This window comes from Variovorax sp. RCC_210, from assembly GCF_041355175.1.
In the GTDB taxonomy this organism is placed as follows: Bacteria; Pseudomonadota; Gammaproteobacteria; order Burkholderiales; family Burkholderiaceae_C; genus Variovorax.
The window spans coordinates 101,397-123,672 of the sequence record NZ_JBFUPJ010000009.1 but is presented as its reverse complement, the minus strand read 5'-3'; the positions used below and the strand labels follow the sequence as shown (position 1 = coordinate 123,672).

Annotated in this window: 22 protein-coding genes; 13 read left to right on the top strand and 9 right to left on the bottom strand. The window is 68.2% G+C overall.

Annotation, left to right across the window (positions count from 1 at the left end):
- Positions 1-24 precede the first annotated feature (24 nt).
- Positions 25-882 (top strand): LysR family transcriptional regulator, encoded by an 858-nt coding sequence (locus AB6807_RS23710; RefSeq protein ID WP_116913015.1) that lies wholly within the window; start codon positions 25-27, stop codon positions 880-882.
- A 46-nt stretch (positions 883-928) separates the two neighbouring features.
- Here AB6807_RS23710 and AB6807_RS23705 read toward each other — a convergent pair whose 3' ends face one another.
- From AB6807_RS23705 to AB6807_RS23690, 4 genes are all read right to left on the bottom strand, one after another.
- A complete protein-coding gene (locus tag AB6807_RS23705; protein WP_116913014.1) occupies positions 929-1,846 on the bottom strand; it encodes a DUF3883 domain-containing protein in 918 nt (305 codons plus the stop codon).
- Between the two features lie 51 nt (positions 1,847-1,897).
- Positions 1,898-2,641, bottom strand: a complete 744-nt coding sequence (locus tag AB6807_RS23700; protein WP_371086469.1) for a hypothetical protein — start codon at positions 2,639-2,641, stop codon at positions 1,898-1,900.
- Between the two features lie 72 nt (positions 2,642-2,713).
- Entirely contained in the window at positions 2,714-3,235 is a 522-nt protein-coding gene (locus AB6807_RS23695; protein ID WP_371086468.1) for an RICIN domain-containing protein, read from the bottom strand.
- A gap of 66 nt (positions 3,236-3,301) precedes the next feature.
- Positions 3,302-4,285 (bottom strand): patatin-like phospholipase family protein, encoded by a 984-nt coding sequence (locus AB6807_RS23690; RefSeq protein WP_371086594.1) that lies wholly within the window; start codon positions 4,283-4,285, stop codon positions 3,302-3,304.
- A 234-nt stretch (positions 4,286-4,519) separates the two neighbouring features.
- On the opposite strand from AB6807_RS23690, the gene AB6807_RS23685 reads away from it, so the two are divergent.
- On the top strand, positions 4,520-4,921 hold the full coding sequence (locus AB6807_RS23685; protein ID WP_371086467.1) for an ester cyclase: 402 nt from the start codon (positions 4,520-4,522) through the stop codon (positions 4,919-4,921).
- The gene (locus AB6807_RS23680) at positions 4,918-5,268 is read left to right on the top strand and encodes a hypothetical protein (protein ID WP_371086466.1); all 351 of its coding nucleotides are present in this window, start codon (positions 4,918-4,920) and stop codon (positions 5,266-5,268) included. The genes AB6807_RS23685 and AB6807_RS23680 overlap by 4 nt, the downstream gene beginning before the upstream one ends.
- 6 nt (positions 5,269-5,274) lie before the next feature.
- Here AB6807_RS23680 and AB6807_RS23675 read toward each other — a convergent pair whose 3' ends face one another.
- Entirely contained in the window at positions 5,275-5,679 is a 405-nt protein-coding gene (locus AB6807_RS23675; RefSeq protein WP_371086465.1) for a Rid family hydrolase, read from the bottom strand.
- 188 nt (positions 5,680-5,867) lie between these two features.
- Here AB6807_RS23675 and AB6807_RS23670 point away from each other — a divergent pair, with 188 nt between their 5' ends.
- Complete coding sequence (locus tag AB6807_RS23670) at positions 5,868-6,791, top strand: LysR substrate-binding domain-containing protein (protein WP_371086464.1); 924 nt, start codon at positions 5,868-5,870, stop codon at positions 6,789-6,791.
- Positions 6,792-6,882: 91 nt separating this feature from the next.
- On the opposite strand, the gene acpA is transcribed toward AB6807_RS23670, so the two are convergent.
- The gene (gene acpA, locus AB6807_RS23665) at positions 6,883-9,114 is read right to left on the bottom strand and encodes an acid phosphatase (RefSeq protein ID WP_371086463.1); all 2,232 of its coding nucleotides are present in this window, start codon (positions 9,112-9,114) and stop codon (positions 6,883-6,885) included.
- A 390-nt stretch (positions 9,115-9,504) separates the two neighbouring features.
- On the opposite strand from acpA, the gene AB6807_RS23660 reads away from it, so the two are divergent.
- The 5 genes from AB6807_RS23660 (at position 9,505) to AB6807_RS23640 (ending at position 16,342) form a co-directional block, all read left to right on the top strand.
- The gene (locus AB6807_RS23660; protein ID WP_371086462.1) at positions 9,505-11,820 is read left to right on the top strand and encodes a phosphoesterase; all 2,316 of its coding nucleotides are present in this window, start codon (positions 9,505-9,507) and stop codon (positions 11,818-11,820) included.
- Positions 11,817-13,268 (top strand): cytochrome-c peroxidase, encoded by a 1,452-nt coding sequence (locus AB6807_RS23655; RefSeq protein ID WP_371086461.1) that lies wholly within the window; start codon positions 11,817-11,819, stop codon positions 13,266-13,268. The genes AB6807_RS23660 and AB6807_RS23655 overlap by 4 nt, the downstream gene beginning before the upstream one ends.
- Before the next feature lie 19 nt (positions 13,269-13,287).
- A complete protein-coding gene (locus AB6807_RS23650; protein WP_371086460.1) occupies positions 13,288-13,944 on the top strand; it encodes a hypothetical protein in 657 nt (218 codons plus the stop codon).
- Complete coding sequence (locus AB6807_RS23645) at positions 13,937-14,839, top strand: 2OG-Fe(II) oxygenase (protein WP_371086459.1); 903 nt, start codon at positions 13,937-13,939, stop codon at positions 14,837-14,839. Before AB6807_RS23650 ends, AB6807_RS23645 begins: the two co-directional genes overlap by 8 nt.
- Before the next feature lie 96 nt (positions 14,840-14,935).
- Positions 14,936-16,342: a cytochrome-c peroxidase gene (locus tag AB6807_RS23640; RefSeq protein ID WP_371086458.1), complete on the top strand. Its 1,407-nt coding sequence runs from the start codon at positions 14,936-14,938 to the stop codon at positions 16,340-16,342.
- Positions 16,343-16,345: 3 nt separating this feature from the next.
- On the opposite strand, the gene AB6807_RS23635 is transcribed toward AB6807_RS23640, so the two are convergent.
- Complete coding sequence (locus AB6807_RS23635) at positions 16,346-16,822, bottom strand: MarR family winged helix-turn-helix transcriptional regulator (protein WP_371086457.1); 477 nt, start codon at positions 16,820-16,822, stop codon at positions 16,346-16,348.
- An 85-nt stretch (positions 16,823-16,907) separates the two neighbouring features.
- On the opposite strand from AB6807_RS23635, the gene AB6807_RS23630 reads away from it, so the two are divergent.
- The 4 genes from AB6807_RS23630 to AB6807_RS23615 all read left to right on the top strand — a co-directional run bounded on the left by AB6807_RS23630 (position 16,908) and on the right by AB6807_RS23615 (position 20,055).
- Positions 16,908-18,086, top strand: a complete 1,179-nt coding sequence (locus AB6807_RS23630) for an FAD-dependent oxidoreductase (protein ID WP_371086456.1) — start codon at positions 16,908-16,910, stop codon at positions 18,084-18,086.
- 99 nt (positions 18,087-18,185) lie between these two features.
- On the top strand, positions 18,186-18,761 hold the full coding sequence (locus AB6807_RS23625; RefSeq protein ID WP_116913092.1) for a PadR family transcriptional regulator: 576 nt from the start codon (positions 18,186-18,188) through the stop codon (positions 18,759-18,761).
- Between the two features lie 48 nt (positions 18,762-18,809).
- Entirely contained in the window at positions 18,810-19,223 is a 414-nt protein-coding gene (locus AB6807_RS23620) for a DOPA 4,5-dioxygenase family protein (RefSeq protein WP_116913001.1), read from the top strand.
- Positions 19,216-20,055 (top strand): siderophore-interacting protein, encoded by an 840-nt coding sequence (locus AB6807_RS23615; RefSeq protein ID WP_371086455.1) that lies wholly within the window; start codon positions 19,216-19,218, stop codon positions 20,053-20,055. The genes AB6807_RS23620 and AB6807_RS23615 overlap by 8 nt, the downstream gene beginning before the upstream one ends.
- Before the next feature lie 175 nt (positions 20,056-20,230).
- On the opposite strand, the gene AB6807_RS23610 is transcribed toward AB6807_RS23615, so the two are convergent.
- Both AB6807_RS23610 and AB6807_RS23605 read right to left on the bottom strand, forming a co-directional pair.
- The gene (locus tag AB6807_RS23610) at positions 20,231-21,763 is read right to left on the bottom strand and encodes a DHA2 family efflux MFS transporter permease subunit (RefSeq protein ID WP_371086454.1); all 1,533 of its coding nucleotides are present in this window, start codon (positions 21,761-21,763) and stop codon (positions 20,231-20,233) included.
- Complete coding sequence (locus AB6807_RS23605; RefSeq protein WP_371086453.1) at positions 21,760-22,233, bottom strand: MarR family winged helix-turn-helix transcriptional regulator; 474 nt, start codon at positions 22,231-22,233, stop codon at positions 21,760-21,762. The genes AB6807_RS23610 and AB6807_RS23605 overlap by 4 nt, the downstream gene beginning before the upstream one ends.
- Between the last annotated feature and the right edge of the window lie 43 nt (positions 22,234-22,276).

The following is a 22,276-nucleotide window of genomic DNA, read 5'->3' as shown; positions in this document are numbered from 1 at the left end:
TGACGAACACAAGAGGTCAACGCCATGGAACTCTCCGACCTGCAGGTATTCAAGGCGGTGGTGCAGACGGGCGGCATCGTGCGGGCGGCCGAGTCGCTGCACCGGGCGCAGTCGAGCGTCACGGCGCGCATTCAGGCGCTGGAAGAAAAGCTGGCCGCGCCGCTGTTCATTCGCGAAGGCCGGCGCCTGCAGCTGGCGCCGGCCGGCCGGGTGCTGCTGCAGTACGCCGACCGGCTGCTCGACCTGGCCAAGGAAGCGAGCGAGGCGGTCAAGCTCGACCAGCCCTCGGGCGTGCTGCGGCTGGGCGCCATGGAAAGCACGGCGGCGGTGCGGCTGCCGAAGCCGCTGGGCGAGTTCCACGACGCGCACCCTGAAGTGGCACTCGAGCTGTACATCGGCGACCCGACCGATCACACGCGGCAGGTGCTCAACGGCGAGCTCGACGCGGCCCTGGTCGCCATTCCGGCATCGGACAAGCGGCTGGCGTCGGTGCCGGTCTACGAGGAAGAGATGGTGCTCATCTCCGAGGCGAAGCACCGGCCCATCGCGTCACCGCGCGACATCGAGGCGAAAGCGCTGCTGGCCTTTCACCCGGGGTGCCCGCACCGCAAGCGCTTCGAAGACTGGTTCGCGCGGGCGCGCGTGTCGCCGCAGCAGATGGTGGAAATGGGCTCGTACCACGCCATCCTGGGTTGCGTGGCCATCGGCATGGGCGTGGCGCTGGTGCCCGCGAGCGTGCTGCCGACCTACGCCCAGCGCGACCGGCTCGGCGTGCACAGGCTGAGCCCGAAGTTTCGCCATGCGCAAACCCGGTTGATCTGGCGCCGGGATGCGCCGCAGGCCAAGATCGCGGCGCTCCGGCAGGTGCTGGGGCGCACTTGATTGCGCCTTGATCGCGCCCGAGCCTTGATTGCCTTGATCGCCGGGGTCAGCCCAGCGGGTCGTAGCCCGGTGCCGAGCTGATCTCGGTGGCCTTGAAGATCTTGTGCTGCGCCGTCGGGCCGATGGCGTCCAGCACCACCAGCAGGCGCCACAGCGGCTCGCGCGCAGAGCTGGTGCGCTCTTCGGGCGTGAGCTGGAAGGTCGACACGCCCGAGCCGATGCCCTTGGCCACCACGCGCAGCAGCGTGGCGCCCTTCGAGTTCGAGATCTCCAGGTCGTAGCCCAGGTTCTGCTCGGTCACGTTCTCGGCCTTGTAGCCGTAGCCGGTGAAGTGGCGCGTCACATAGGCGAGCGCCGCGGCCTGTATTTCTTCCTGCGAGGCCTGGCTGGCGACCACGGGTGCAAGGTCGGCCGGCTCGGGCACGTTGCTGCGCGCCTTGGCGGCCTTGATTTCTTCTTCGCTCGGCTCCCAGCCGCGCGGGCCGCGTACCAGCACGGCGAGCTTGCTGTCGAGCTCCCAGCTGGCCACGTGCCATTCGTCGTCGTCGCGCACGCGGGTGGACACCTTGGCGTCCTTGTTGCTCTCGACTTCGGAAATGGCGATGCGGTTGGTCTGCACCACGGCGCGGAAACCCTGGCCTGCGTCCCAGGTGCGCTTGAGCAGGGCCAGGCGGTCCTTGGCGCGCTGCACCTGGTGGGCGCTGCGGGCGCCGCCGTCTGCACGGCGCTGCACGTCGAGCGATTCGAGGCAGAACCAGCGTCCGCCGGCGCCTACGCTCACCCACTCGGCCCAGATGGTGGCGATGACGTTGTCGCCCGTTGCCAGCCAGGCGTGGTCGAACGGCTTCTCGCGGGCGTCAAACACGCCCATCTTGGCCACGATTTCGACCGGCGTGAGCCGTGGTCCGGACAGTCGCTTTTCATTGATGACAGCGAGTACCTGGGAGTCGACTTCGTTTTCCATTCAGCGCGTTTCTGGCAAGTTGTTGTGGGGGCTGGAAGTATGCCGCATCCGTCATTCGGCCCTGCGCCACCGGCCCGAACCGGGGCACGGCTCCACCGGCTCGCCGTTCAGCCGCACCTGCTCCGCGTCCAGCTGCAATGCGGCGGTGGCGGAGTCGATGTCGAACGACAGGCCCAGCAGGCGCGCCACCTCGGCCTGCTCGATGGGCAGCTCCCAGGTCAGGAACACCAGCGTGTCGTCGCCGCCCACCGGGAAATCGGCCGCGTCGAAGCCGCTGCTGCCGCGCCGCACGACGGCATGCGGCTGGCAGGTGTCGAAGATCACCGCGGTGCCGCGTGCCAGCGGCATGCGCACGCCGGCGCCGGGGAAATGCACGTCGAGGTTCTTGTCCTCGCTGAGGAACAGGTTGCAGAAGGCGGCGCTGCCGTACTGCGCGCCGTCGTGGTGGTAGCGGGCGCCGCGGCAGGCCATGAGGGCGACGTCGCTGCCCGCCAGCACGTCGGCCAGGCCCAGCGTGCGCGTCCAGTCGGCCACCGCCTGCACGCAATGCTTGTAGTCGGGCCAGCGCATGCGTGCGCGCGCCAGCGGCAAGGGCTCGACGTCGCCGGGCTCCAGCGCCAGGCGCTGCGCGATGTCGCGCGCCCAGTCGGCGACCAGGCGCTCGGGCGGCGCCGGCACATCGAGGGTGGTGCTCGGCACGGTGCCGCTCACGCTGCGGCTGCGGATGACGTCGCCGCTCCAGAAATAGGAGGCCAGGAGGTCTGGCGCGCCATGCGGCCGGGCGGGTGGGTTCATCCGGCGCAGTGTAGTGAGGGCTCCTGACGGCGGCGCCAGAGAACGGAAGGGAACGACAGGGAACGACAGAGATCAGGGCTTGAACAGCGGCGCGAACGCCCATGCCTGCCCCTTGAACGCCGCGTAGTCCAGCGTGACGCTCACCGCGTTCGGCGGCGTACCGCCCGAGGTGCCGCCCGAGATGCCGATGACCTTCGGGTCCAGCGCATTGCTGACCACGCTCTTGCTCTGCACGGTCCAGTAGCCCGGCACCATCGTCGGCGACAGGCACCACAGCTGGTCGTCGCGCTCGTCTTCGGCCGGCCTGGACACGACGATGCTGCCGCTGGCCGCCAGCGTCAGCACAAAGCCCGTGCCCATCTTCGTGCGCAGGTACCACCATCCCGGCGCGCCTGCCGGCACGAACTCCCATTGCTGGTTGAGCCCTTCGTTCAGCGGGTACGCAATGACCTGCTGGTTGTCGGCCTTGTTGTTCTGGAACACGTCCAGCACCAGCCCCTTGGGCTCCAGCAGCCGGATGTAGAACACGTCCTGAACGCCGTGCGTGCTCTTCGACCCAATGGGGGCAACCGCCCTCTTCTCGGTGATCGTCATCATTTCTCCTTTGCGCAGTTCATCGCGCGGTTCATGGCGCAGTTCATGGCACGGTGGCGTGCGCGGTCAGGTCTCGATGGGCATCACCGACCGGCGCCAGTGCAGTTCGACGAGCTCCAGCGCGTGGTCGATGTTTTCGCGGTTGCCGCTGTCCTGCAGTAGCGCAAGGGCCTGCGGGCTGGTCGAGTTCTCGGGAATGAAGCACGGCAGGCGCGGGTTGATGTTGGCGTAGCGCTTGCCGAGCAGCAGCCGCGCCATCGTCGGCATGACTTGCGCCGACGTGCCGTTCAGGCACATGTCGAGCATGGGCGACGGCCGGGCCTGGTTCATGAGAAACGGCGGCGTGTTGTCGAAGGGGTTGGCCACGCCGTTCATCCACTGGTCGGCGCCCCAGTCGTGCGTGTCCTCGGCGACCCAGTCGGGCATCAGCCCGGTGCCGATGGTGATCGCCGTGATGTCGTCCAGCGCATGGCCCTTGTGCACCGCCAGCGCGATGGCCGCGACCGTGGGGTCGTGGTTGAAGTAGGTGCCGTCGACGTTGCCGTCGAACGAGCCCAACTGCCCCGGCATCGCGCCGCTGGAGGTCGCGGCCTTGGCGATGGCGTAGCCGCCATGGCCGTCCAGGCCCTGCAGCCGGTCGGCCTCGTCGAGCATGTTGGTGTACATGCGCGGCTCCCACGGCCGGGGCACCACAATGCCGTCCACCACATCGAGGCCCCCGACATTGAACGACACGAAGAGCGCCTTCCTGTCCTTGAGCCCGTTGACGGGTGCATCACCGTGCAGCAGGTACTGCGAGGCGTAGGCCTTGTCGATGTCGTAGGCGGGCTTGCGCGGGTCGGCGCTCATGTGGTCGTAGAACTTGATCTCGCCGTGGGTGAACAGCTTGATGAGCTCGGGCGGCGTCTTCCCCGCCAGGATCTCGCTGGTGATGATCGACCCCGTGGAGCAACCCGCGATCAGGTCCGTCGTGTCGAGCATCCAGGGGTGGTTTTCCCACAGCCGGTTCAGGATCGTCGAAGACATCAGCCCGCGTATGCCCCCACCCACGAACGCGAGGATGGTGAATTTCCTTTTAGTCGCCACTGCCAACTCCTTTGAAGAAAAGATATGACTTCAGACCCCGGGGCAGCGAGTCTCGGCGTTGCGGCGGTGCATCGTCTACGCGTGGAATCCCGTTCAGGAGAACGGCGTAATTCACGAGGGTGCGGTAACGGATGCAGATTCAGGAACCGACGCAAAATCGATTCGCGGCCCATCCACTTGAAACGTACGGAACCCGACATGACCGACACCGATCTGCGCGTCATCTATCGCGACTACATCGCCTGCCTCAACGCTCGCGAACTGGGGAGCCTCGGGAAATTCGTTCACCCGCAGGCGCGCCACAACGGAAGGCAATTCGGTGTGTCCGGCTACAGGGACATGCTGGAGAACGACTACCGAGAGATTCCCGATCTCTTCTTCGATATCGATCTGCTGGTCTGCGAACCCCCGCATGTCGCGAGCCGCATCCGCTTCGACTGCGCACCGAAGGGCGAATTTCTCGGGTTGCCGGTGAACGGCCGGCGAATCTCTTTCACCGAGAACGTGTTCTATGAATTTCGCGATGGAAAAATTTTGAACGTGTGGTCGGTCATCGACAAGGCGGCCATTGAAGCGCAGCTTGCACCGGTGAAGTCTTGAGCTTCGAAATTCAATCGACCTCCCCTTCCGGGCGCTATCAGCTCCAGGTCGATCCCTGGGAAGCCAGGAATTCCCATTGGGTGCTGTCCCCGCAAATCGCCGACGGCGAAAGCGGAAGCATTCTTTTCAAGCTTTCTGCAGCCGCGTGGTCGGCCGAAAACTCCGCGTGGGAAAACGACGAAGTGGTACGCATCGACCTGCGCAAATACCCCGGCGACCAGCCTCGCCCGTGCCTGGTCGTCCGCTTGAATTGCGCGCAGGAAACGGGTGGCCTCGAAGCCGGCCACGTCGTTCCGTTCGCGGCGCTCGAAGCCTTGCTCGAAGAAGCGCTTTTCAGCGCGTCTTGATGCCGCTCAACCGCCCGCCGCCTCGGGCAGCTTCGCGATCACCTTGATCTCGAACTTGAAGCCGTAGAGCCAGGTCACGCCGATGCCCGTCAGCGTCGGGTGCGGCGCCTCGCCCCAGAACTCGGGCACCAGCTTCCAGATGGTCTCGAAGTTCGCTTCGGGGTCGACGACGAACACGGTCACGTCGACCACGTCGTCGAAGGTGCAGCCCGCGGCCGCCAGCACGGCGTTCAGGTTGCCGAAGGCGAGCCGCACCTGTGCTTCGAGGTCGGTTTCGGGCGAGCCGTCTTCGCGGCTGCCGACCTGGCCCGAGACGAACAGGAAACCGTTGGAGCGAACGGCCGGCGAATAGCGGTTCTTTTCATAGAGCGCCTGGCGGCCAGGGGGAAAAACGACGTCGCGCTGGGTCATGGAATGCCTTTGTATGGAATGGTTCGGTGAGCCGGCATCGAAGCCGACCCAGGATCACGGTGAAGGGACTTTAGGCACTGCCCCGCTTGCGATAAACAGGCAAGGCCAACAATCACTGTTTGCGGATTCCAAACAATCCCATCCTTCACAAGACCAGACCCGACCAGACCGAACAGGATCGATCAGCCATGGACCGCTTCGATGCAATGCAGGCGTTCGCGCGCGTGGTGGAAGCCGGCAGCTTCACCAAGGCGGCCGGCACGCTGCACATGAGCAAGACCACCGTGACGCAGCTGGTGCAGCAGCTGGAGGCGCGGCTGCGCGTGAAGCTGCTCAACCGCACCACGCGCAAGGTGAACGTGACGGCCGACGGCGCGGCCTACTACGAGCGCGTGGTGCGCCTGCTGGCCGACATGGACGACGCGGAAACCAGCCTGTCCGACGCGTCAGCGGCGCCCCGCGGCCGGCTGCGGGTGGACGTGCCCAGCCCGCTGGCCCGCACGATCCTGGTGCCGGCGCTGCCGGGCTTTTGCGCGCGCTACCCCGACATCCAGCTCGACATGGGCGTGAGCGACCGCATGGTCGACCTGATCGGCGAGAACGTGGACTGCGTGGTGCGCGGCGGCGAGCTCACCGACCAGTCGCTGATGGCGCGCCGCGTGGGCGACCTGCAGCTCGGTGTCTACGCGGCGCCCGGCTACCTGGCGCTGGCCGGCACGCCCGCGCACCCGCACGCACTCGAAGACACGCACCACCGCATCGTCGGCTTCCTGTGGTCGCGCAACGGCAAGACCTTTCCGTACGCGATGCGCCGCGGCGACGAGCGCATCGAGGTGCAGGGGCGCTACGTGCTGTCGGTGGACGACGGCAACGCCTACCTCGCGGCCGGCCTGGCCGGGCTGGGCGTGCTCTGGCTGCCGGACTACATGGCCAAGGCGCACGTGGCGCAAGGCGAACTGGTGCCGCTGTTCGAAGACTGGCGGCTCGACCCGATGCCGCTGTACGTGGCGTTTCCGCCGAACCGGCATGTGAGCGCCAAGCTGCGCGTGTTCATCGACTGGGTGGCGCAGCTGATGGCGCAGCACGCGCCGGTGGCCGTGGGGCGCGGCTAAAGGCCAGACCTAGGTGGAGTAACGCTAAACCAGCGTGATGGAGCAGCCAGGCGCCTGAGGGCACCCGGCTGCCGAACCTTCACACCGCAGCTCAGGACTTGCCGAAGCTCAACGCGCCGGTCAGGTCGCCCATCGGGTGGCTGCCGTTCTTCACGAGTGCGGTGTCGCGGTCGACCAGGCCCTTCAGCGGCGGCAGCGACCAGCGGTGCGTGATGAAGCGCAGCGTGGAGGCGGTGTCGTACTGCGTCTTGTCGATGAAGCCCTTCTTGGAGAACGGCGAGACGATCAGCGCGGGAATGCGGGTGCCGGGGCCCCAGCGGTCACCCTTGGGCACGCCCGCGTGGTCGTAGAAGCCGCCGTTTTCGTCGTAGGTGACGACCACGAGCATGTGGCCCCACTGAGGGCTGGCCTGCAGCTTGGCGAGCACGTTGGCGATGTGGGCGTCGCCGTCGGCCACGCTGGCATAGCCGGCGTGCTGGTTCAGGTTGCCCTGCGGCTTGTAGAAGCTCACGGCGGGCAGCGTGCCGGCGGCGGCGTCCTTCAGGAAGTCGGCGTCGAAGTCCTTCAGGTGAGCGGCGCGCGCGTCGGCGTGGGTCTGCGGGTCGAAGGCCGCGTAGTAGTTGAACGGCTGGTGGTGGAACTGGAAGTTCGGCGTCTGCGCGGCGGGTGGCACCGCGACCGGGAAGCTGCGCTTGTCGCTCATCGCGATGGCCGTGGTGTCTTTCCACGCGCCGCCGTACCAGGCCCAGCTAAGGCCCTTGGCCGTGAGCAGGTCGCCGATGGTGGTCTGCGTCTGCGGCGGCAGCGTCGTGGCCTGGGTCGGGTCGGCGAACAGCCTGCTGGTGTCGCTGCCGGCCGGTGCGTTGTTGCTGGGCTGGTACGGCGGCTGCATGGTGTTCACGGCGAAGAAGTTGCCGTCCGCATCCTTCGGCGTGATGGTGCTGTCCTTCAGGTAGATCGGTGCACCGTTCAACACGCTGGTCGGCGCATTGGCCGCGGGCGTCAGGCGCACGAAGTTGCCGTTGGCGTCGGTGTCGATGGCCGAGATCGACTTGTTGGCGGGCGAGTTGGCACCATCGGCATTGGGGTACAGCGGCGCGCAGGCGCACACCAGGTACTGGTGGTTCAGGAACGAGCCACCGAACGCGCCCATGAAGAAGTTGTCGGCCAGCGTGAAGTTCTTTGCCACTTGCCACAGCTGCATCTGGCTGCCGTCGTAGTAGCCCATGCTCAGGCCACCCGCGTCGGAGTAGGCGGCGAACTTGTCGTTCTTGCCGCCGTTGATCTGCATCTGGTTGTTGTAGAAGCGGTGCACCAGGTCGCGCGTGATGACCGTCTGGTCGACCACCGTGGTGGTGTTGAAGAAGCCAGCCTTCGCGTCGATCTGGAACATCTTGTTGGGCATGCCGACGGTGGCCTGCTGAATGATCTGCACCGTCTGGCCGCCGGCGGTGACGCCGTTCCACACCGGCGGCAGCGTCGGCAGCGTCGAGCCGTCGAAATCCTTCTGCGGCTCGGGCGTGCTCGTCGACGACGTCGGGTTCACGCCCGGAATGCCGTTGGCGCCGGGGAACAGGCCGTACAGGTTGTCGAAGCCACGGTTTTCCGCGTAGATCACGACCACGTTGGTGATCTGGTCGAGCGCGAAGCGGTTGCGCAGCGCGGCGATCACGTCGCCGCCGGCACCGGCCTCGGCCACCGCTTCGGCGATGCGCTCGAGCGACTGGTCGATCTCGTTCTGCAGCGCGGTCTTGATGGCCGCGTCGCTCACCTTGTTGTGGTCGGCCAGCAGCTGCGCTTCGCTCACGCCGATGCGCGCGGCCAGCGCGGTGCGCGCGGCGGCCAGGTTGCCGCCGTTGGCGTCCATCAGCGCGACGAGCTCGGTGGTGATGGCGTTGACCACGCCGTTGGCGCTGGCCGGAGCGCGGAACACCAACGGCTGGGTGACGGCGCTCTCGGTGTTGGTGGCGGGGTCGAAGCGCTTGCTCGAGGTGCCGATCTCGGCGACCACGGCGCCCTCGCCCTTCAGCGTGAAGGCGCCGTTGGCGTCGGTGGTGGTGCTGACTTCGCCGCTGTCGCAACGGCCGTTGCTGTTGGCGTCGATGCAGACCTTGGCGTTGCGGTAGTAGCTGCCGGTGACGACGCCCGAGGTCGTGGGCCCGGCGCTGCTGGAAGGGAACCCGAAGAAGCCCGGGCCGCTGTCGCCGCCGCCGCAGGCCGCGACCAGCGCCGCCGCGGCGATGGCTGTAGGCCAGGGGGTGAGGTGGCGTACGAGTTTGCGCCCGCGAGCGGACACGTTGCTGCGTTGGAAGGTGGTCATCATGTGTGGAGTTATGAGATGTGGATGAGCCTGACCAGCGGTCGGCGGGCGTGATGCTCTGCCCGCGCCGTGACAGCCACATTTCAGTCGGCGCAGTGATGGGAAACCGCCGAAAAAACAGCCGATGGTCAGGTGAAAGTCAGCCTTCCCTCCGGCTTTCCGCGCGCGAAAGAAGGGCTCCAGCAGCCCTTCTCTTCCGGTTCGACTCGCTAATTCGCAGCTAAGTCATTTGCCGCCGGACTGACATGGAGCAACCCTAGATTCACCGGCGGTCCGCGGCAGCGGCACCTGTGCCTGGTCGACCGGGCAGCCGGGTGCCGCGCACGTGCATCACGCCCTCCCCCCATTGTTTGAAAGAAGAAATTGAAAGCCACTCCAACAATCAGATCAGGCTTGCTGTATCCCGCCTTGACGGTGCTCGCGGCCTCGCTGCTGGCCGCGTGCGGCGGTGGCGGCGACGGCCCGGGCATCGCCTTCCTGCCGCCCGCCACCCAACCCGCAGGCTCCGGAACCACGGTGAGCGGCGTGCTCACGGCCAGCGCCTTCAAGCCCGGCAGCAGCACCGACCCCGTGGTCGCGGCCGGCTACTACGCAGGCGCCACCGTGTGCGTGGACAGCAACGGCAACGGCCGCTGCGACACCGGCGAGCCCGCCGCCGTCACCGATGCCAGCGGCAAGTTCAGCCTGTCGCTGTCGGCCGCCTCGGCCCTCATCGCCGACATCGGCACCAACGCGAAGAACACCGCCACCAACACCAACGTGGCCACGCGCGAAGTGCTGCGCGTGATGCTCGACCAGGTGCAGGAACAGGGCGCGACCGTGGTGGTGAGCCCGCTGTCGTCCGAAGTGGCGCGGCTGGTGGAAGCCAACCACACCAGCTACGCCGTCGAGAAGCAGAACCTGGCCACGCGCCTGGGCGTGCCCGCGGCCTCGCTGCTGGGCGACCTGAACGCCGCCAGCGGCACGGTGCAGACCGCGCTGCTGAACGAAGCCAACGCGCTGAACAACCGCTTCGCCTACGCCACCACCAAGCTCGACCGCGGCGACAAATTCCCCGACGCGCTGGCCAACCCCGGTGGCGATCCGCGCCTGACCGGCATGGCCGGCGTGACCACCGCCACCGCGAACGTGGCGGACAACCGCAAGCCCATCACCTTCCTGCAGTCGCAGCAGGCGGCGTTCAACGTGGAAGGCATTCCGCGCTACGACAACATCTTCATCGTGATGCTGGAGAACAAGGCCACGATGTCGATCCTGAACTCGGCCTACGCGCCGAAGATCAACGGCTACCTGAAGGCCGGCAACCAGCTCGTGAGCTACTACGCCACCGGCAACCCGAGCGAGCCCAACTACACGGCGCTGGGCGGCGCGGACGACTGGGGCATCACCGACGACGCGCAGTGGAACTGCGACGCCACCGGCGCCAACGCGGTGCAGGACACGCCCACGCCCGACAGCTCGCAACCCGGCCTGAGCAAGTCGCCGTTCGCGGCCACCTGCACGCAGTCCGCCGCGGTCAACCACAACATCGTGGGCCGGCCCAACCTGTTCAACGCCATCACCAAGGCCGGCCTGACCTGGCGCACGTACAGCGAGTCGATGAACCCGGGGCAAGATTTCCGCACCGACAGCGTGGCCGACACTTCCGTCAGCGCCAAGGACAACGTGTATGCGCCGGGCACGCTGGGCGGCAACGCCACCGCCGTGGGCGACGCCACGCTCACGCTGCCGCTGCCGGCCGGCCTGTACAAGACCAAGCACCACCCCGGCATGGCCTACCAGAACGTGCGCAGCGCGCCCGAGTGGAAGTACAGCAACCGCACCATGGGCGGCGGCCAATGGGACGCCGCGCTGAAGAACGGCCTCGACTACACCATTCCGGCCGGCTACGACTACGACCAGCTCGGCAGCGACCTGGCCAGCGGCAACGTGGGCAACCTGAACTTCCTGGTGCCCGACCAGTGCGACGACATGCACGGCATCAGCGTGAAGGGCACCAATGGCGGCGGCGCCACCGGCACCGCGAGCGACTGCAGCAGCGTGGCCAACAACGTGTCGGCCACCGCCGTCTCGCCGATCATCACGCGCGGCGACAACTACGTGGACTACACCGTCAAGCGAATCCAGGCCTCGGCGCTGTGGAAGAACCCGCAGAAGCGCGTGGCCATCGTGCTGATGTTCGACGAAGGCAACGCCACCAGCGGCTTCAACTCCTGCTGCGGCTGGAACCCGCTGAAGGGCAGCGACCCGGCGCACCCGGTGCGCCCGCTGATGCAGAACGCGGACGGCAGCTGGACCTTCGACCCCAGCATCAACAACTACCAGGTGGGCAACCGCGGCCACGGCGAGAGCATCTTCGGCATCCTGACCAACCAGGCGGACGCACCCAAAGGCGTGTCCGACAGCGATGCCTACAGCCACTTCTCGTTCGTGCGCACGCTGCAGGACATGTTCCAGCTGGCCGACCCGACCGACGACGCCACGTACATGAACCGCTCGAAGTACACCGAGGCCTTCATCGCCGCGAACATCATGAACCTGCCGGACTACGCGGGCAGCGCGGACACGCACTTCGACAGCGTGCGGCCGATCAACCATGCCTTCGTGATTCCGGCGAGCTACACGCAGAAGCAGTCGGGCGACGTGTCGACCACGGCGCAGGTCGGGGCCGATACCAACCAGGTCAATGTCTGGTCGCTGAAGCAATGAGGTCACACCGTTCAGGCCCGCAAGGGCCGGCGGTGGCACGCCCGGGCTGGCTGGCGCTCGCTCGGGATCGGGCCCTGGCCTGGGGCGCGGCGGGCATCGCGGGCGCGATGCTCGCCGCGTGCGGCGGCAGCAGCGGCGGCGGCTCCGCTGCCGCGCTGCCAGGCGCGGCTGGCGCACCGGCGGCGGTGGCCTCCGCGCCACCCCCCTCATCGGCCAGCACGCTGAGCCTCGCCGCGCAGGTCGGCCAGAAGATATTCTTCGACAAGAACCTCTCGGGCTCCGGCACCATGTCGTGCGCCAGCTGCCACGACCCGGCGCACGCGCACGCGCCGGCCAACGACCTGTCGGTGCAGCTCGGCGGCGCGCACATGGACCAGGCCGGCCTGCGCGCCGTGCCCTCGCTGCGCTACAAGGACATCACCCCGCCCTATGCCGACCTGCTGGACAACCCGGACGGCATCAGCGTGCCGGGCCCGGGCGGCGGCTTCACCGCCGACGGCCGCGCCGACACGCTGGCCGCGCAGGCGCGCATTCCGCTGCTCGACCCGATCGAGATGGCCAACGCCAGCAGCGCCGACGTGGTGAAGAAGCTGCAGGTCGCCGACTACGCGCCGCTTGTCGCCAAGGCCTTCGGGGACAAGGTGTTCGACGACAGCGACGCCGCATTCGCCAGCGCCCTGAAGGCCCTGCAGGCCTACCAGCTCGAGGACAACAGCTTTCACCCGTACAGCAGCAAGTTCGACAAGTACGCGAGCAACAAGATCGGCGGCACGCTCACGCCCGCGGAAACGCGCGGCCTGAAGGTGTTCACCAACCCGAACACCGGCAACTGCGCCTCGTGCCACTACCAGGGCGCAGGGCTGAACGGCAGCTCGGCGCTGTTCACCGACTTTTCCTACGAGGCGATCAGCGTGCCGCGCAACGCCGGCATCGCGGCCAACAACGACCTGAAGTACTTCGACATGGGAGTGTGCGGCCCGCTGCGCACCGACCATGCGCCGGCCGGGCCCAACGCCGCGAACAGCTTCTGCGGCATGTTCAAGGCGCCCACCCTGCGCAACGTGGCGACGCGCGGCGCCTTCTTCCACAACGGCGTGATGCATTCGCTGGAGCAGGTCGTGCGCTTCTACAACACGCGCGACACGCAACCCGAGCTCTGGTATCCCACCGTGGGCGGCACGCCGAAGGCGAAGAACGACCCGGGCTTTCCGACCTATGGCCTCGTCACCACGCAGTACACGGGCGGCAAGGTGCAGAAGTACGACGACCTGCCGGCGGCCTACGCGTCGAACATCGACACGCAGCTGCCGATGGACGGCCGCGCCGCGGGCTCGGCGCCGCCGATGTCCGAGCAGGACATCTCCGACCTGATCTGCTTCCTGAACATCCTGAGCGACGCGGACACCCAGCCCGCCACGCCGGCGAAGCCGGGGGCGTGCACCAATTGATCTCTTCCCTTTCTCTTTCATGAACAAGAAAAACATCTACGCGGCCACGGGTGCGCTGAGCCTTGCCGCGCTGGCCTTGCTCTCCGGCTGCGGCCCGCAGCAACCCGAAGCCAACCTGCAGGACATGACGGCCGCGATGAACGCCTACCTCGCGAAGAAGGGCGACCTGTGCCTGGGCAAGACCCAATGGCCCATCGACGTGCCGCAGCGCGAAGTCGGCACGCGCGCGCGCAACGCGGTGCAGATGCCGGTGCTGGAGCACGTGGGGCTGGTGAGCGCGTCCGAGGCGAAGGTCGAGGACGCCAAGGAAGGCGAGCAGCCAACCGAGATCACCGTCACTCGCTATGTGCTGACCGAAGAAGGCAAGAAATACCTCCACACGCGCGGAACACCTGACACGCAAGCCGACTTCTGCGCCGCGCACCTCACGCTCGACAAGGTCGTCGGCTGGGAAGCGCGCAAGGAAACCGGCGACGCCGACAAGGCGAAGAACGCGGCAGCCGCTGCCGTCTCTGTCACCTACACCTACAAGGTCGAGGCCGCGCCGTGGACCGGCGACGCCGACGTGCAGAAGGCCTTCCCCATGGTCGACCGCGTGGTGCGCGGCGCCGGCACGATGCAGCTGAAGCAGAACTTCAGGCACACCGACAGCGGCTGGGTGCCCGAAGGTGTCTGAGCCGGCGGACGCGGTGCTGCGCTTCGCGCCCGCGCTGAGCGAGTGGGTGCTGCACAACCTGCGCCAGGGGTGCGCGCCCGCGCAGGTCATGGAGGCCATGCGCGCGCAGCGCATGCCGGCCGAGGCGGCCCGGTCCATCGTCGATGCCTTCGTGTTCGCGCTGCGCACCGGCAGCCCCGTGCCCGTCGATTCGGTGACGGTGGCGCCGCCCTACCAGTACGAGCCGTCGCGCCTGCCGCAGGGCACGTCGATTCGCGCGGCGGACCGCCTCGTGCGCGTCGCGGCCCGCGCCGCGCAGCCTGCGATGGCCGTGCTGAACGACGTGCTCGACGCGCAGGAGTGCGAGGAACTGATCGCGCTGGCGCGCCCGCGGCTCACGCCGTCGACCACGGTCGATCCGCTGACCGGGCAAGACCGCGCGGGCGGCCATCGCAGCAGCCTGGGCATGTTCTTCAGGCTGCGCGAAAACCCGCTGGTCGCGCGCATCGACGAGCGCGTCTCCGCGCTCATGAACCTGCCGGTGGAGAACGGTGAGGGGCTGCAGGTGCTGCACTACCCCGCGGGCGCGCAGAGCCTGCCGCACTTCGACTTTCTGGTGCCGTCCAACGCCGCCAACCAGGCGTCGCTGGAACGCAGCGGCCAGCGCGTGAGCACGCTGGTGAGCTACCTGAACGACGTGGAGGAAGGCGGGGAAACGGTGTTTCCGGAAACCGGCTGGTCGGTGTCGCCGCAGCGTGGCAGCGCCGTGTACTTCGAGTACTGCAACAGCCTGGGCCAGATCGACCCGGCCTCGCTGCATGCGGGCGCCGCGGTGGTGCGGGGCGAGAAATGGGTCGTGACCAAGTGGATGCGGCAGCGCCGCTTCGTGCCGGCGCCGGCACCGCTGGGTCGCTGACATGCGATTGACACACCGCTGACACACACCCGGCCGATCCTCGCGGCTGCGCTGCGGCCCTGCCCCTTGCTCCGCGCCCCGCTCCTCCAGTTCCACGTGCCTGCGACGTTCTTTTCTTCCACCCGCCTGGGCCACCCGGTGCGCCCGGCTGCAGCTGCCGTGCTCTGCGCCCTGCTGGCCGCATGCGGCCCCGCGCCCGGTGCGGCGTCGCTGACCGCCGCTACACCGGCACCCGCGCCGCAGGCCGCGCCCACGCCGGCCACCCCCGGTACTGGCGAAACAGGCGCGACGGGCGCAACAAGCCCCACCGGCGCCACGCCCGCCTATGTGGGCGCCACCTACGCACCCGTTCCCGGCCGCCCGCAGCCCAGCGCCGCGCAGCTCACCGACATCGGCCGGCGCATCTTCTTCGACGGCAGCCTGTCGGCGTCTGGCAAGGCGTCTTGCGCGAGCTGCCACGATCCGCAGCACGCCTGGGGGCCGCCGAACGCACTGTCGGTGCAGCTCGGCGGCGTGGACGGCAAGCGCGAGGGCCCGCGCGCCGCGCCGTCGTTGCGCTACCTGGAAACGCTCGCCGCCTTCACCGAGCACCACCACGACAACGACGGCGACGACAGCGTGGACGCCGGCCCCACCGGCGGCCACATGTGGGACGGCCGCGCCGGCTCGGCGCACGAGCAGGCCGGCATGCCGCTGCTGTCGCCCGACGAGATGGGCAATGCATCGGTGCAGGAGGTGGCGGCCAAGCTCGAACGCGCGAGCTATGCCGGCGAGCTTCGCAAGGCCTTCGGCGACGACGTGTTCAAGGACCCGAACGCCGCCTTCAAGGCCGCGGGGCTGGCGCTGGAGGTGTTCCAGCAGTCGCCGGGCGACTTCTACCCGTTCACCAGCAAGTTCGACGCGGTGCTGCGCGGCCAGGTCAAGCTCAGCGCGGCCGAGGCGCGCGGGCAGCGGCTGTTCAACGACGCGGGCAAGGGCAACTGCGCTTCGTGCCACATCAGCGAACGCACGCAGGACGGTGCGTTTCCCTTCTTTACCGACTACGGGCTCATTGCGCTCGGCGTCCCGCGCAACCGAAAGCTGAAGGCCAATGCGGACCCCGCCTTTCATGACATGGGCCTGTGCGGCCCATACCGCACCGACATGAAGGACCACCCCGAGTACTGCGGCCTGTTCCGCACGCCCACGCTGCGCAACGTGGCGGTGCGCCAGAGCTTCTTTCACAACGGGGTCTTCCACTCGCTGGAGGAAGCCATTCGCTTCTATGCCCAGCGCGACACCGCCCCCGAGCGCTGGTATGGGCGCACGCGCAACGGCATCGTGCAGAAGTACGACGACCTGCCCGCGCAGTACCACGCCAACGTCAACACCGAAGCCCCCTTCGGCCAGAAGCGCGGCGACAAGCCGGCGTTGACCGAGGCGGAGATCCGCGACGTGGCGGCCTTCTTGCGCACGCTGACGGACGCCGACCAGAAGAACGCGCCGGTCACCGCGGCGCGATAGGGCCTATCGGGCGTCGTTCTCAGCGCCGGTCCCTGCCGCGCCCCCGGCGCCCATGCCCTCGACATTCGCATCGAGCCGCACCAGCAGCGCCGTCAACTGCGCGATCTCTTCCTGCGAGAAGCCGGCCAGCGCGCGTTGCGCGTGCGCATCCATCAGCGCCTTGGCCTTGGGCAGCCGCCTGGCGGCCAGCGGCGTGAGCGAGATGAGGCGGCTGCGGCCGTCCTGCGGGTCGGGCACGCGCTCGACCAGGCCGTCGCGCTCCATGCGGGCCAACAGCTGCGCCATGCTGGGCTGCTCGACCTGCGCGATGCGCGCGAGCTCGGCCTGCGAGAGCGCCTTGCGCAGCTTGAGCGACACCAGCACCGGCAACTGGCCCACCGCCAGGCCCAGCTCGCGCAGGCCGCCGTCGGCAATGCGCATGAAGCCGCGCGTGACACGGCCGATGAGCTTCAGGGGGTTGGGTTCGTGGATGTCGGTCATGCGGGGCATTCTAACTTCATAGCCTCCTATGCTAATATAAATAGGAACCTATCTTTCAACGCGCATTCCCTTCGGAGATCGACCGATGACCCACCCTCCCCGCATCGCCATCGTCGGCGCCGGCCCCGGCGGCCTCACGCTGGCGCGCATTCTTCACCTGTCTGGCATTGCCGCCACCGTCTTCGAGCGCGAAGAAGGCCCGCTCGTGCGGCCCCAGGGCGGCACGCTCGATCTGCACGAAGAGTCGGGCCTGCTGGCCGTGCGGCGCGCCGGGCTCGACGCCGAGTTCCAGCGCATCGCGCGCTACGACGACCAGGGCTCGCGGCTGCTCGACAAGTCCGGCCGCGTGCTGTTCGAAGAGCCCGACGCCTCGGCCGGCAACCGCCCCGAGGTCGATCGCACCGCGCTGCGCGACATGCTGCTGGCGTCGCTGCCGCCCGGCCGGGTGCAGTGGGGCCGCGCGCTGCGTGACGTGCGGCTGCAAGGTGGCGGCAGTGGCGGCGGCTGGAACCTGTTGTTCCCCGACGCCGAAGCCGGCCCCTTCGACCTGGTGGTCGGTGCGGACGGTGCCTGGTCGCGCGTGCGGCCGATGCTGTCGCCGTACAAGCCGCAGTACAGCGGGCTGACCTTCGTCGAGTTCGGCATCGACGATGTCGACCGCCGCCACCCGGCGCTCTCGCAGCTGGTGGGCCGCGGCAAGCTCGACGTGCAGGGCGACGGCAAGATGCTCATCGCGCAGCGCAACGGCAATGCGCACATCCGCGGCTACGCGATCTTCCGGGTGCCGCCGGACTGGGCCGCGAAGCGCTTCGACTTCACCTCGCCCGCCGCCGTGCGCAGCGCCCTGCTCGCGGAGTTCGCGGGGTACGCGGACGCCATCACCGACCTTTTTCGCGCCAGCAACGACCACTTCGTGCCGCGACCCATCCACGCGCTGCCGGTGGGCCATTGCTGGACGTCGCGGCGCGGGCTGACGCTGCTGGGCGACGCGGCGCACCTGATGTCGCCCTTCGGCGGCGAAGGCGTGAACGCCGCGATGCGCGATGCGGCCGAGCTGGCGGCGCTGCTTGCCGCGCAGGACGACTGGGCGGCGGCGGTCGCCACTTACGAAATGCACATGTTCGAACGCGTGGCCGAAGCCGCCGAAGGTTCGGCCGAGGGCGCGGCGGTGCAGATGTCGCATGTGGGCGAGGCGCTGGCGCTGGCGCACCTGCAGGCACATCGGGCGGATCAACCACAAAGGAGTGAGGCAACGACCGCCTGAAGCTTCCGCCACCTCGCGGGGCGTCCTTGCTGTATCGATTTGACTTTATTTTAGATATATCTAAAATAATTCCGATACACATCAAAAAGGATGCCCACCATGAGACATTTCCATCACGCCCATCACCACTGCCGCACCGCCCGCGGCGAACATGAAGACGGCCTTTCCGGTGGCCGCGGACCGCGCGGCGGCCGTGGCGGCGGCGGCGGGCGCGTGTTCGGCCACGGCGGCCTGCGCTTCGTGCTGCTGCAGCTCATCGCCGAAAAACCAGCCCACGGCTACGAGCTGATCAAGGCCATCGAAGACCGCCTGGGCGGCAGCTACGCACCCAGCCCCGGCGTGGTCTACCCCACGCTCACTCTCCTCGAAGAGCTCGGCTACCTCAGCGTGGAAAACGCCGACGGCGGCGGGCGCAAGCGCTACAGCGTCACCGACAGCGGCCAGGAGTTCCTGGCGGCCAACCGCGAGACGGCCGACGCCATGATGGCCCGCATGAACGGCGGCGTGGACGGCGCCGGCCCGCGCGGCGGGCGCCCGCCGCAGGTCACGCGCGCCATCGAGAACCTCAAGCTCGCCATGCGCATGCGCCTGTCGGGCACGCCGCTGACCGAGCAGCAGGCGCACGACTTCGCCGCCGTGCTCGACAGCGCCGCGCAGCAGATCGAGAAGATCTGAGCCGCACCCCGTCGCTGCACGCAACCGCCCTCCTCATTCGCCACGGCCATGCCCCACAACATCGCAACGATCAGGGGCTACCACGCCCATGTCTACTTCGACGCCGCCACGCGCGCCACGGCGCTCGCCGTGCGGCATGCGCTCACCGGCTGCTTCGAGCTGCGGGTGGGCGGCCTGCGCGACGCGCCCGGCGGCCCGCACCCGAAGCCGTCGTACCAGCTCGGGTTCACGCCCGGCCAGTTCGACCACGTGGTGCCCTGGCTCATGCTCAACCGCCAGGGCCTCGACGTGCTCGTGCACCCGCTGACGGGCGACGACGCCGGCGACCACGCTTTTCGCGCGCTGTGGCTGGGCACGCCGCAGCCGCTGGACATCGACTTCCTGCGCGGCCCGCCGGTCACGGCCGCCGCGCCTTCCCCATCTCAACCCGCCCTGCTCACACAGGAAACCTGCAATGACTGACTTCAGTACATCACCTGCTTCCACCGCACCCGACCGCACGCCGCGCCGGGTGCGCCACGACCTGCGGTTTCGCCAGCTCACGGTGAAGACCGCCGAGCGCGTCACGCCGCACCTGATCCGCATCACGCTCACCGGCGCCGACCTCGCGGGCTTCAACAGCCCCGGCTTCGACGACCACGCGAAGATCTTCTTTCCCGATGCCAATACCGGCAAGCTCACGCTGCCGACCGCCGGCCCCGACGGCCCGGTGTGGCCCGCCAGCGGCCGCCCCACCATGCGCGACTACACGCCGCGCCGCCACGACGCCCAGGCCGGCACGCTTGAAATCGACTTCGCGCTGCACGAGGCCGGCCCCGCCACCCAGTGGGCCGAGCAGGCCAAGCCCGGCGACGTGGTCGGCGTGGGCGGCCCGCGCGGCTCGTTCATCGTGCCGACCGAGTTCGACTGGCACCTGCTGATCGGCGACGACACCGCCCTGCCCGCCATCTCGCGCCGGCTGGCCGAACTGCCCGCCGGTGCGCGCGTGGTGGTGCTGGCCGAAGTCGACAGCGAAGCCGACGAGCTGCCGTTCGAGACGCAGGCCGAGCTCACGCTGCACTGGGTGCACCGCCGCGGCGCCGAGCCGGGCACGAGCACCGTGCTGGTCGACGCGCTGAAGGCGGCCAAGCTGCCGGCCGGCGACTTCCATGCATGGGTGGGTTGCGAGTCGGCGATTGCCAAGGCGCTGCGCGCGCACCTGGTCGGCGAACGCGGCGCGAACCCGAAGTGGACGCGGGCCTCGGGGTACTGGCGCAAGGGCGCCGCCGCGACGCACGATTCGCACGACGAGTGATTCGTCTTGCTCCTTCCCCCTTTGGGGGAAGGCTGGGATGGGGGCAAGCGGCGTTCGATAAGCCGCTGATGACGTACAGGCCGTCGTGCAGCCACCCCTGCCCTCCCCCGGAAGGGGAGGGAGAAATACCGCCCCCCTTGCTCCTTCCCGTTCTGAGCGAGGGAGAAATGCAGAGTCAGTGCGGCACTTCCGCCGGCCCCGACGACGCCGCGTTCCGCCGCGGGCTCCTGATCAACAACAGCAGCGGAATCGCCAGCACCGTGATCACCATCATGATCCCGAAGTCGTCCAGGTAGCCGATCAGCGCGCCTTGCCGCGTCACCTCGGCGTTGATCAACGCCAGCCCGGTCATCGTGTCGGGCGACATCATCTGCGGCAGCGTCGACAGCGCCTGGTTGCCGGGCGCCACGGTCGCGGCGATCTGCGCATGCGCCTTGCTCGAACCCTCGGTCAGCAGCGCCTGCACGATCGAAATGCCCACGCTGCTGCCGATGTTGCGCAGCAGGCTGAAGATGGGCGTGCCCTGGTTGCGCAGCCGCGGCGCCAGCGTGGCGAAGGTGGCGGTCGACAGCGGCACGAAGGTGAACCCAATGCCCAGCCCCTGGATGAAGCCCGACATGATGATCAGGCTGCTGTCCATCTGCAGCGTGAGCCGCGTCATCTGGTAGAGCGAGAACGCCGTCAGGCCGAAGCCCACCGCCATGATCGCGCGCACGTCGATGCGCTGCACCAGCCGGCCCACGATGATCATCGCGATCATCGTGCCCACGCCGCGCGGCGCGGTCACCTCGCCCGTATAGATCACCGGATAACCCATCAGCCCCTGCAGGAAGTTGGGCAACAGCGCCATGGTCGCGAACAGGATCATGCCGACGATGAACGCGAACAGCAGGCCGGTGACGAAGTTGCGGTCTTTCAGCAGGTCGCGGTCGAAGAACGACACGCCCTGCACCGTCCACGTGTGCACCACGAAGAAGCCGAAGGCCACCAGCGCGGCGGCCGCCTCGAGCTTGATTTCCCACGAGTCGAACCAGTCGAGCTGCTCGCCGCGGTCCAGGAAGAGCTGCAGCATGCCGATGGCCAGGCTCAGCGTGACGAAGCCGAAGATGTCGAGCTTCTCGCCCTGCGGCCGGCTCTCGGGCAGGTAGCGCGCAATGCCCCAGAACGCGAAGATGCCCACCGGCAGGTTGATGAAGAACACCCAGCGCCAGTCGAAGTTCTCGGTGAGCCAGCCGCCGAGCAGCGGCCCGAGGATGGGCCCGACCATGATGCCCGCGCCCCAGATGGCCATGGCCTGGCCGACCTTTTCGCGCGGGTTGATGTCCAGCAGCACCGCCTGCGACAGCGGCACCAGCGCCGCCCCGAAGATGCCCTGCAGCAGCCGCGCCGCCACGATGCCCACCAGCGAGGTCGCCAGCCCGCACAGCGCCGACGCCACCGTGAAGCCGATCACCGAGATGATGAACACGCGCCGCCGGCCCCAGTGGCCGCACAGCCAGCCGGTCAGCGGCAGCGCGATGGCCGAGGCCACGATGTACGAGGTGAGCACCCAGGTGATCTGGTCCTGCGAGGCCTGCAGGCTGCCCTGCATGTGCGGCAGCGCGACGTTGGCGATGGTCGTGTCCAGCGCCTGCATGATGGTCGCCAGCATGATCGAGATGGTGATCATGCTCTTGTGCGGCACGGTGGTCCCGGGCGCGACGCTCATGGCTTCTGCCCCCCGCCGGTGATGTCCACCAGGCTGCCCTGCACACGGCCCAGCAGGCTCAGCAGCTGCGCGCGCTCGGCCTGCGTCAGCACCGACATCACGCGCGTGTTGAGGCCGTCGCTGATGCTCAGCGCGGCGTCGAGCGCCTTCTCGGCGCTGGGCTCCAGGAGGATGTTGTTGACGCGGCGGTCGGTGGCGCTGGGCTCACGGCGAATCCAGCCGGCGGCGGCCATGCGGTCGCACAGGCCGGCCACGGCCATCGGGGTCAGGTCGAGGCGCTGGGCCAGCTCGGCCTGAGAAAGCGGTTCGACCTCGCCCGGGTCGCCGTGCATGGCCAGCGCGCCGAGCAGGCGGCATTGGGCGCTGGTGAGGCCGATGCGTTCGCGCGCCAGGCGGTCGAACTCTTCGATGTAAAGCTTGCCGACGCTCTTGACGAGAAAGCCGAAACGCTGGGTGAAGTCCCTTTTCATAAGGGACTGGATTATCTACATGTTTATTAGTTTGGCATTAGCA